This window comes from Streptomyces sp. NPDC043812 (assembly GCF_056436245.1).
The window spans coordinates 1-10,757 of record NZ_JBWKCY010000060.1; the positions used below are offsets into that span (position 1 = coordinate 1).

Annotated in this window: 4 protein-coding genes and 2 pseudogenes; 3 read left to right on the forward strand and 3 right to left on the reverse strand. The window is 70.4% G+C overall.

Going from position 1 to position 10,757, the window contains the following annotated elements:
- Positions 1 to 242: 242 nt before the first annotated feature.
- Both AC067Z_RS38010 and AC067Z_RS38015 read right to left on the reverse strand, forming a co-directional pair.
- Entirely contained in the window at positions 243 to 4,298 is a 4,056-nt protein-coding gene (locus tag AC067Z_RS38010) for an eCIS core domain-containing protein (RefSeq protein WP_478794224.1), read from the reverse strand.
- Positions 4,299 to 4,358: 60 nt separating this feature from the next.
- Positions 4,359 to 4,628: pseudogene (locus tag AC067Z_RS38015) on the reverse strand (eCIS core domain-containing protein); the annotation flags it as partial.
- 397 nt (positions 4,629 to 5,025) lie between these two features.
- On the opposite strand from AC067Z_RS38015, the pseudogene AC067Z_RS38020 reads away from it, so the two are divergent.
- Positions 5,026 to 5,247: pseudogene (locus tag AC067Z_RS38020) on the forward strand (VOC family protein); the annotation flags it as partial.
- 223 nt (positions 5,248 to 5,470) lie between these two features.
- Here AC067Z_RS38020 and AC067Z_RS38025 read toward each other — a convergent pair.
- Positions 5,471 to 8,128 carry a helicase associated domain-containing protein gene (locus tag AC067Z_RS38025; RefSeq protein ID WP_478794221.1) on the reverse strand — a complete coding sequence of 886 codons (2,658 nt, stop codon included), beginning with the start codon at positions 8,126 to 8,128 and terminating at the stop codon, positions 5,471 to 5,473.
- 15 nt (positions 8,129 to 8,143) lie between these two features.
- Between AC067Z_RS38025 and AC067Z_RS38030 the strand changes: the two genes are divergently transcribed.
- Both AC067Z_RS38030 and AC067Z_RS38035 read left to right on the forward strand, forming a co-directional pair.
- The gene (locus tag AC067Z_RS38030; protein WP_478794222.1) at positions 8,144 to 8,410 is read left to right on the forward strand and encodes a DUF397 domain-containing protein; all 267 of its coding nucleotides are present in this window, start codon (positions 8,144 to 8,146) and stop codon (positions 8,408 to 8,410) included.
- 349 nt (positions 8,411 to 8,759) lie between these two features.
- Positions 8,760 to 10,391, forward strand: a complete 1,632-nt coding sequence (locus tag AC067Z_RS38035) for an eCIS core domain-containing protein (RefSeq protein ID WP_478794223.1) — start codon at positions 8,760 to 8,762, stop codon at positions 10,389 to 10,391.
- The last annotated feature ends 366 nt before the right edge of the window (positions 10,392 to 10,757 follow it).

The following is a 10,757-nucleotide window of genomic DNA, read 5'->3' on the forward strand; positions in this document are numbered from 1 at the left end:
ACAAGAACCAATCAGTCCAACAGCCCCTTCAGCACCACACCACGGCACATCAGAAAACAAGCGATAGATGGGCATTAGAGATGAAAACGACCTCTAAGGGTCTGTTGTGAAAGTGCTGGTCACAGCCATTCGTTGATGGCTGCGACCAGCACTGTCGCTTCGTAGCGGACGGCGGGCTTGTCGTCCGGGTGACGACGGCCCGGTGATGACGGGGTCGACGACGGCGGCGGAGGCCTCCCGGTTCAGGGGCTCCCGGCCGGTGCGGGTGGTGCCGTCGGGGTGACGTAGGGCTCCAGGACCAGGCGGGTGAGGTACTCGATCTCCGGGGCCGTCACGTCCAGGGCGAGTCGCTGGTGCGTGGTGACGGTCTGGTGTTCCGAGCCGCTGCCGAGGAGTTCGGCGCCCTTCGGCGTGATGATGTACGTCTTCGAGCTGGCCAGGCCCTTCACATAGGGCCGGCCGGCGTCCAGTTGGGCACGGGTCGGTTTGTACACCACCGGCTCTCGGCCCGGGACGATGAGCTCGCTGCCGGAGGTCAGCCGGCGCTCCACCCACTCGAAGAACTGCACGGTGGCCTCCTGGCCGCCGGTCGGCCCGCTCTTGACCTCGAAGCGGGCGGCCAGGACCAGGTTCTCCCCCTCGAAGTAGCCGATGACGTTGTCGGTGAACTGCTTGGGATCGCCCAGTGTGCCGCCGATGTTCCGGCGGATCCGCAGGTCCTTGAGGATCTGCGCGTTCGGATGCTCGGCACGGATCCGGGCGAGCACGTCCGCCTGCGGCCCGCGGGCGAGGGTTTCGGTGATGGCCCCCTTGGCGCGGTTGAAGGCGCTCACGGTCAGCCGCCCGCCCGGGATGCCCGTCGCCGGGTCGACGCCCGCCAGCCGCAGCACCTTCGCCGTGTACGGGCGGACGGCCGCCAGGTCGCCGAGGTAGCGCTGCCAGTCGTAGCTCTGCGGGCGGGCCTTGCCGCGGATGTCGAAGGTCTCGCCGGCCGTCTTGAAGAAGTCGGGGCCCACCTCCTTGAGGATCAGCGGCCGGTAGTCGCCGCTGGTCTGGCTGCGGGCCCACTCCACCGGGTCCTTGATCGGCTCGCTGGCGCGCGTCTTCTTCTCGACGTAGCGCCGGTACGCCTGGTCGAGCCGCGGGTCCCGGAAGCCCTGGCCGTCGTCCGTGAGCAGGTCCCCGATGGACTTGTACGGGGTCTCGGCGGGGGCGGCCGACGGGGCCGCCGGAGCGGCGACCGGCTCCGGGGCGGTGGTGAGCGCGGCAGCGGGGCCCGGGGCGATGCGTTCGGTGATCAGGAAAGGGTTCCCCTTGGTGGGGTCCTTCGGTGTGAGGGTGAGGGTGCGGGCACCGTCGGCGTCAGTGCCTTCCGTGACGGTCAGGTCCGGGTTGGCCCGGTGATGGGCGGCCACCTCGTCCAGGTGGCCCTGGCGACAGAAGGCTTCGGCGGGGCCGGCGGGGGTGAGGAGCGCCTGGATCCGCAGGGTCTCGGCCTTCGCGGTGGCCGTGGCGTTCTCCTGCAGGGCCTGCTGGACGGCCGCGGTCTGCGGGGAGTCCGGCGTCCCGGCCGGCTGCGCCGCCAGCTCGGCGAGCAGCTCGCCCTCCGCCTTCAGGACGGTCACGTCCTCGGCCAGCAGGGCCAGCACCTGGTCCGCGTCCTTGGGCGGCGCCGGTACGGGGGGCCGGGCGCCGGCCGGCTCGGGGGCCGCCGCGCCGGGCTTGGCGTCCGGCGCGGCAGGTTTGGTGGCCGGCGCGGCGGGCCCGCCCGCCGCGCCCGGCTTCGCGGCCGGGCCCGCCGGACCGGGCGGTGCCGGCGGGTGGCCGAGGAAGTCGGTGGCCCGGGCCAGCAGGCCCGCCCGCAGGCGGTTGACGGACTGCAGCCGCTGGCCGATCCGACCGCCCGCCGCCGCCACCTCCGGCAGCAGCGGCTTCGCGACCCGGAGCCCGATGAGGGTGACGACGGTGACCAGGGCTCCTTCCAGGGCGATGTTCCGCGCTTCGACTTCCGTGAGGCCCTGACCGGTGGCGCTGCGCTTCTTCTGGTCGGCGAGGATCAGCGACAGCTTGGTCTGAGCCGTGAGGGTGAGGAGCACCTCGCCGGCCGTACCCGGCAGGGTCCGGGCGGTCGGTCCCAGCACTCCGCGGTAGATCCAGGACAGACCCCGCGCCGCCCCGAACGTCAGCCAGTTGAGGACCAGTTGGGTACCGAACCCCATATCCGGATCGCTGCCGAAGACCATCATGTTCGCCGTCGTGAAGAACAGCGCCTCGCCGCCCGACACCACCAGGAGCGCCGCCCCGCTGGAGAGTTCCACGGCCGAGGCGAAGCCCGTGAGCAGCGTCCCGAACCCGAAGGTGAGCAGGGCGATCAGGGCGAGGATGGCCACCCGGGCCACCAGGGCGTCGCGGGCGAGGACCTTGGCGACCGCAGTCACCTTCGCATCGATCCGCTTGAGCAGGGCGGTCAGCTGTGCGCTCTCCGCCTGGACGGCCTTCCACCCTGCGTCCTTGGCGGTCTTGTTCCGGACCTCGTACGCCGCTTCGAGCCGGGTCCATTGGCGTGCGAGCGGCTCCAACTCGCTGCTCAGGACGGCGAGTTCCGCCGCATCGCCCTCCCGGTAGTGGCTGAGGCAGCTCATCCGGTACTCGCGCAGGGTGGCGGTCAGCGCGCTGAACTGGGCGCGGGTGTTGGTGACCACCGCCTGCTCGTGCACCTCCTGGATCCGGTCCTGCAGCTGGCTGACGGCCAGCGCGGCGGCCGACGGGTCGGTGGCGATGAGACCCCGGGCCCGTTCGAGTTCCGGGGCGAAGTCCGGCTCGGCCACCACGGCCAGGCTGAGGTTGTCGGGGGCCAGCTGGCGGGCCTCGGCGAGCAGGGTCCGGGCGTGCGCGGTCATGGCGAGCATGATTTCGATGTGAAGTTCCCGCGCGCGCCGGTCGGCCAAGGCCAGCATCTCGTACCCGTCCCGCACCCGGTCACTGGCCTGGGCTGCGGCCAGGTAGGCGGCGGCCATCCGGGTGAGCGGGCCTTCCAGGTACTCCGGCACCTTGTGGTCGGAGGTCTCCGCGGCGGCCTTGTCGAGCTGCGCGGTCACGTATTCGACACCGGCGCCGGCGCGGACCACGATGTCGAGCTGCGCGGCGGCCTGGGCCCCCCAACGAGCCGTCTCCCGTGGGTTGTTGCCGGAGCGCAGCCGCTGGATGCGGTGCTCGACGACGGCGCGTACGTAGAGGATCCAAATGGCGCCGGTGACGGATCCGTAGCGGGCGGCGGCGGGTTGCAGCCGGGCCAGTTCGCGGGCGACGGAGCCCATCTGCTGGAGGACGTCGGTCGGGGCGGTGCCGGTGGGGGCGAAGCCGGCGGCCTGGGCGAGCACCCCGCTCTCGTTCTGCGCACCGGCCCGGGTGACGTATTTGATGACCTCGGCCTGCTGGTCGGCGGGGAGCGCGGACAGGCCGGTGATCCGGGCGAGCGGGTCGACCGAGTCGTGCAGGGCGCGGACCGCGCTGACCGCGGTGTCGAGCCGGGCCCGGTCGCTCAGTACCGCGCTCTGCAGGTGCGCGGCCAGCGGGCCGAGTTCTCCCGTCGAGTGAAGGGCGTCGAGGGTGCGCAGCAGTGCGGGCATGGTGAGCCCGCTGAGAAGCGCGAACGCCTTGGAGTACTTGCCGACCCCGGCGACCGGGTCCGGCTCGGCGAGCGCGGCCCGGACGTCCCGTACGGGGTCGCCGGTGGGCGCCGGGCCCTCGGCGTCGGCCGGGCGGAGGGGCGCCGGGCCGGCGTCGGCCGGCTGCGCGGAGCCGGCCGGCTGGCAGCGGACTACCTCCGGGGCGGCGGAGGGGCGGACGTCGACCGGGGTGCCGAGCATCAGGGCGTCGGCGGCCCGGTCAGCAGCCTGCTCGTGGGCGTCGCCGGCGGGCCCGAGCACGCTACCGGGACCGGGGGCCACCGGTCCGGGTGCGGGCCGGTCCGAGCAGCACTGGACGACGTGCGCCAGTTCGTGGGCGAGCAGCCGCTGCCCCTCGGGGGTGCCGGGCCGGTGCCGGCCCGCGGCGAAGAAGAGGTGCGAGCCCGCGGTGAAGGCGTCCGCGTGCGCTTCCCGGGCGGCGGCCTGGGCGGCCGGCCCGGTGTGCACGCGCACGTGCGCGAAGTCGGCGCCGAAGGCCGGTTCCATCAGGGCCCGGGTGCCGGGATCCAGCGGCTGCCCGCCGCCGCTGCCGGCCGCCAGGGTGTGCGCGACCTCGGCGGCGAGCGGGCGTGCGCTCCCGGAAGCGGGGCCGGAGTCCGTGCCCGGCATGGGCCCGGGTCCGGGGTGGGGAGGAGCGGAGACCGGCCCGGGCTCGGGCCGGGCGCCGGGGCCGTGTCGGCCCGAGCCGAAGGCGACATGGCTACCGTACGTGTATGCCCGGGCCTGAACTGCGCGTGCCGACGCCGCAGCGTCGGGACCGGTGTGCACCCTCACGTGGCTGAAGTCATGGCCGAACGAGGTCTTCATGATGTCCTGGACGTCGTTGTCCGGCGGACGTCCAGGCTGGTGATCCAGCAGCCTGGCTGCGGCGGCTGGCCGCCGGGCGCGGAAGGTCACCGAATGCGACGGCCCATCACGCAGTACACCGGAACGCTCCATGTGCCACCCCTACCATGGCCCATCACCAACACATGTCAGACAGCTGCGATCTATCACCGCGCGTCGCTCGGGTCACCCGTCATCCTGCGTCGCGCACCGTCGTGGCGGGCTCGGTCGAAGCGGGCATGTTTCGCAAGTCCCGCATGGCGCGCAACGCCCTTCGGGTGCCCGGCACTACTTTCGAAACACGCCCTACTCTTCCGAGTCATGAATTCTGTTCAGATGTGTATTGGTCCATGGCGCGGACGGGGCGGCCGAAGGCCGAGTTAAGACTGTCGGATGAGGAACGGGCTGCACTGGAGGGGTGGGTGCGGCGTCGTTCTACGCCGCAGGCGTGGGCGTTGCGGTGCCGGATCGTCCTGGCCTGTGCCGAGGGTGACTCGAACAAAGACGTGGCGGCCCGGCTCGGTTCCACACCGCCGAGACCGACTACTTCGGGTCCCGCGCACAGCAATCCATGCTCAACTTCCGGGTCCGCGACCTGGATGCGATGCTCGCGCAACTGCGCGCCAAGCGAGCGGACGTAGCCGAAGAAACGCAGGACATGGAGGGTGTCGGCCGATTCGGCTGGGTCACCGATCCCGAAGGCAATCGGGTCGAGCTGTGGCAGCCCGCCTGACCACGTCTTCACGCAGGCGGTGACGTGCTGGTGGACCACTACGTTGTCGAGGTGTGAACGCCTTGGTCAGGCAGCGCCGCTATGGCTCACAACGGCTTCTGCGGGCCGGCACGGGACAACTTGGCGAGCTTGTCACCAAACTCGCGCCGCAGTGGGAGGCGTGATGCGAGTCCGGACGGCTCGAGCGCCTCTTGACCCCCTCGGCATCAGGCGGCCTTGGTGCTCATGCCCATTCGACCCCCAGTTCCGCGAGCGCGGCCCGCTGAGCATCGTTCAGCTTGCCGCGTCTGGACTTGGTGTTCGTGACCCAGATGCCCAGCTTCACGAGTGCGGGTTCGTCCTGGCCGTCGAGGGCGATCGGTTCTGTGTGCCGGCGCGGCACGGTGTAGGTGCCTTCGCGTGCGATGTACTGGGCGAGGGCCGTGATCCCTCGCTGGAACGCTGCGGGCAGTGCTCCGGTGCCGGCGGCGGAGGCTTTCGGGGAGGGCCTGGGGCGTTCGGTGGGGCGGATGCCGAGTGGGGTGAGGCGCTGCTGCTGTTCGGCGTCGAGCAGGCGCCAGTCGAGCTGCTGTCGTTGGATCCACCGGCCGATGTCCTCGCCTTCCATCGTGACTCCGGGCCGGATGTCGGGCAGGTGTCCGTCGGGTTCGTCGGCGGCGAGGTCGCGCAGGACGGCGTAGTGGCGTTGCCAGTCCAGCGGCCAGCGGCAGTTCCAGTCCTCATCGATGGCGGTCAGCTGCTGGGCGCGTTGTTCGGCGCGGGCGGTGTTCTTGCCGAGGCCGCCGGGGCGGCGGAGGTTGACGAGGTGCTGCCCGATGGGCTGCAGGGTGCCGGCCTCGTCCTCCCACATTGCGTCGCGCTTCGGGGCGAGATGCCCGTAGGCGCGGTGGTAGGAGCGGAAGAGGGCGACCTTTGCTTCCCATGCTTCGTCCCCGGGTTCCCACACCATGCCTTCGGCCTCGAGGAGTTCACGCCGGTGCTCGTCCAGGGTGCCCTGCCGGTGGGCGCGGCGCTGTTCATGGGCCCACCGGCCGAGAGGGTAGAGGCGGGCACCTTCGGCCTCGCCCTCGGGTTCGCTGGCGTGCCCGAGGTCAACGGTCGTGTCGTACGGGACGGCGTAGCGGCCGGTGATCGCGTGCTCGGCGCGCCAGCGCTGCAGGGTTCGCCAGCCCTCGAGCCAGATGGTGCTGTCCGGGCGGATGACGCGGGTGCGGACGAAAGCGGCGATGGTGGACGGGTCGCGGGGGGAGGCGAAGTTCAGGATGACGCTCGGCTCCGCCTGCGCGGCCTCGGTCTCCTCGTCGTTCTCGCCGCCGCCACTGATGAGGTGGTGCTTCTGCGGCCGGGTGTGGTCGCGGGTCAGAGCCTGGGAGGCGAGCTGCTCCACAATGTTCGCCGCGTGTGAGCGCAGACCTTGGAGTACATCGATCAGGGGCTGGAAGCTGGCGGAGGCGACCATGTCGGTGGGCTTCTCGCCGGGGGCGAGGAAGATGGGCACGATGATGCGCGCCGTCTTGGCGCGCCCGTCGGGGTTCGGCCGCAGGGCGCGGCCGATGTTCTGCACGATCTGCACCATCGACCCGCGGGCACCGACGATGCAGACTGCCTCCACGCCGCGTTCGCCGACGATGTCGACGCCCTCGCCGAGAATGCGAACGGACGCGAGGAACGCCCGATGGACACGCTTTCCCTCGGCGTCGATCCCGTTCGCGAACTGCTGCAGTACGGGGCGCCGGTGGGTGAGGGGATGGTCGCCGCACAGCCACTCGGCCCAGACCCGGTCCGGCGGCACATGCCGCACCCCGGCCGCCGCGAGCTCGTCGGCTTCGGCCCGGATGGGGGAGTAGGGGCGGGCGTCGGCTTCGGCGAGCGCGTGCTCGGACACCTCCGTGTTGTACAGGTCCGCTGCCGTCTGCGGTAGGTTCTCGGCGAATGCCCTGGCTTCTTCGACCTGCTGGTGGAAGGTGAGCACCGTACGAAGGTTGAGCTTCGCGGCGTGCTCGAGGAGGGCTGCCTGCAACAGCCCCAGACGGCGGCCGCGCATCGCGTCCTCGGACAGCCCGACGTAATAGTCCGGGTCCTCGATCTCCAGCACGTCAATTTCGAACGGAGCCAGGACGCCCCGCTCCACCGCCTCCGCCAGACCGAGCTCACAAATCCGCTCGCCGTAGATACCGTCCGGATCACTGGCCATCGTCGCCAGCGCAAGCTCCTCGCCATCGTGCCCGCGCACCGGCCGCGCAGGCGCAAGGATCCGCGGTGTCGCAGTCAGGTAGAGGCGGAAGTCGGCGTGGATCCGGTTCTGGTCGTGGATCGCCGCCCACGGCTTCCCCAGGTCACCGGCAGTGCCGTGCGCCTCGTCGATCACCGCGGCGTCGAACGGCGCCAGCCTCTGCCCATACATTGCGTCCCCGCCGGCCAGCGCGGTCTCCAGCGGGCCGCGGACCTTTCGCTCCCCGGACGGATCGTTCGGGTCGTTCCGGTCCACCAGGGATGCGTAGGTCGCCAGCACGATCACCGGCCCCGAACCGGCCCACAGCGCCAGCTGGATCGGATTCGTCGTCGTCCGCACGCCCAGGGCCTCGAGGACCTCGTCCTTCTCGATCGAGCACACCGCGACCATCGGGCTGTTGTGGCCGACCGTGCGCCACGCCTCGGCGGTCTGCACGAGGAGATCGAGCGTCGGAAGCATCACCAGAACCCGCCCGTGCCGGTGCAGATCGAGCATGGAGACGGCGGCGGTGTACGTCTTTCCTGATCCGGTGGCCATGACGACCGTTGCCCGACGCCCACGGGCCGGAACGTCGTTGCGCGCAGAAAATCCGGCCGCCTTGATAACCCGGCGTTTCGCTTCCACTTGGTGTTCCCGGAGCTTGATCACGACGCTTTTCCTCCCGTGAAGCAATTCCACGCTAGCGAACCCGACGGGCCGCGCAGCTGGACGGCGCACTCCGAGCCCGCACAGACTCCCATCTACGCTCCCGTGCTGTCGGATGCGCTCTGGGCCGCGATCGCATCCGACATCGACCCTGCCGGTCTGTACCCGGCCGACCACATCCCCGGCCTCGTTCCCGTCCGCGACTCGAAGAACCCCCAGGGCCCCCTCCTTCTGATCAACACCCCCTTCATCACGGCACTCAAGTCCGCACACCTCACCCCCTGATGCCGGATTCCCCAAAGCCCAAGCGCCGCCGCGCCGCCCTCCCTGCAACCCGGTCCGCACACACCCTGCCCGCGCGGCGGAGCCAACGGCACCAAGGGCAGGGACCCCGGCGACAAGCGTGACAAATGCAATGCCACCCTCGGGCTCGCCGCCCTCGTCGCCGGGCTGGTCGTACGGCTCCGCCGCAGCCCCGGCTGAACGGACCGGAAGAGAGTGCTCTCCGATACCCCCGCGCATCCTGCCGAGCGCGCGCTCCTCGACAGGATGCCGCCGAGCCAGCTCGGTGCCACGCTGTAGGCAGGAGTCCCGCGTCCACGAGGTCTGCATAACCCCCTCACGAGGAGGTTGCATGAGCAGGAGCGCGTCGGAGCTCGCCCCGCACCGGACCGCTTCCGCGGCGCAGAAGCAGCGACGGGCCGCACAGGTGCTTCCGCGGCCCTCGGGTGCGCCTCTCGACAGAGACACACGACAGCGCTTCGAGGGTCACTTCCGGTACGACTTCAGCAGGGTGCGGGTCCACACACAGGGTGAAGAGTCGCGGTCGGCCGCGACGCTCGGCGCCGCGGCGTACACGTTCGGCGAGAACATCGTGTTCGCCCCGGGCCGGTACCAGCCGGAGACCCACAGCGGCCGACGGTTGCTGGCGCACGAGCTGGCACACGTGGTCCAGCAGGATGCGCAGACCCCCTCTCCCGTCGCGGAACCGAAGCTGAGCATCCCGGGGGACGCAGGCGAGCAGGCGGCCGAGCGTGCCGCGGAAGCGGTCGCGGGCCCCGGCTACCAGGGATCCACCGCTGCGGGCCGTCGTGATGCCATTGCTTCCGTGCCGAAGCTCGGGCCGGTGATCCAGAGGGCGATCGTTCCGGAGGACGCGTCCAGCGAGATGGTCGGCAGGACCTTCCTGCTCAATGCGGCGTTCTCGGCAGGTGGTGTGGCGCTCACCAAGGGAACCGTGGTGACGGTGACCACGTGGTTCAACCGCATAGAGACGGCCCTGGTCACCGCGGCGGGCGTTGCCGGACCCTTCGACGTGCCCAAGCGGTTCCTGACGCCAACTCGGACCGCGGCCACTGGGGTTGACCCCTACAGCAGCGGCGTGGCCGAGCAGGTAGCCACGGTTGCCAAGGGAGAAGAGGCTCTCGCGGCTTGGGAGGCTGAGAAGGACAAGCACAAGTCGCCTGCGGCTGCGGCGAAATTCGAAGTGGAGCACGAGCGTCGTAAGGACGCTCTCGCGAAACGACGCGCGCTGCTCAACCGCAGACTCATCCAGGAGACGATGTTCAACCGCTTCGACAAAATCATCAAGGACGAGGTCGACGCGGCGAACGCAGCCCATGGCTTGAAGGGCGGGGACGCACTCGACCCCAACCTGTTCAAGTCGATGCTCTTCCAGGAAAGCCAGCTGGGAACCGCGGGACGCTACATGGAAGCCCCCACGGCTCACCCGACGTCGAGGACGACCCGCTTCAACCTGGCGCAGGTCATCGATTCCTCGGGTCTGGCTCTGCTCACCTTCCTGGAGGCCGAGCACCCCGACATTGTGGCGTTCGCGCTCCCTGACCTCCGGACGGATTTGGCAGCCGCGCAACGTGAGCTGCAGCAACTGACCAAGAAGACGTCCAGGACAGCAGCTGAAGACGCTCGGCTCGTGACCTTGCAGGGGGAGTCCCAGCAGAACTGGGAAGCGTTCATCTGGGGGTACAAGCCAGCAGGCTCCGTCGGTTTCAACGGCGTAATCAAAGCCTTCTTCACCGCAGCCGGCGGCACGCCACGCAACGAGGACTACGCATTCTGGATCCACCTGGCCGTGTTCTGGCTCTTCGAAAAGCATCGGGCCGGGATGAGCTGGCCCGAGGCCATCAAGAGGTACAACGGCACCGGGAAGAAGGCGGAGCACTACCGTGACGCCGTCGTCAACCGCGCCGCCGCTGCGAGGAAGGCCGCCGCCGAGGGTGGTGCTTTCATCCCGAGCGGGATCTGAGCCCACGGGCACCTTCGCACCGCTCAAACCCGAAGACCCACATATGGCAGCCCCTGTCCCGCCGTTGGGCCGGACCGCAGCCGGGGAGCCAGCGGCGGGACGGTCTCAGACCGTGATGGCGAAGACCCACAGGTGCGGCCCGGTCCCGGGAACGGCCACGCCCCAGCTCGCCAGTGACGCCGTGCCGACGGTTGCGTACGCCATCGACCGGCTCGGCATCCCCGGAGCTGGAGGCCTTCCTGGGCAGCCACGGCCGCTCCCGAGCCAGAGAGATCGACTTCCTGCACCTGCTACTGGGCTACTCCATCACCGGGGACGTCGGCGCGCAGGTGCTGCCCTTCCTGTGGGGCAAGGGCGCCAACGGCA

Excerpts from the sequence above, each read along its gene's own strand:
- AC067Z_RS38010 (WP_478794224.1), bottom strand. The coding sequence starts at position 4,298 with ATGCCGGGCACGGACTCCGGCCCCGCTTCCGGGAGCGCACGCCCGCTC.
- AC067Z_RS38035 (WP_478794223.1), top strand. The coding sequence starts at position 8,760 with ATGAGCAGGAGCGCGTCGGAGCTCGCCCCGCACCGGACCGCTTCCGCG.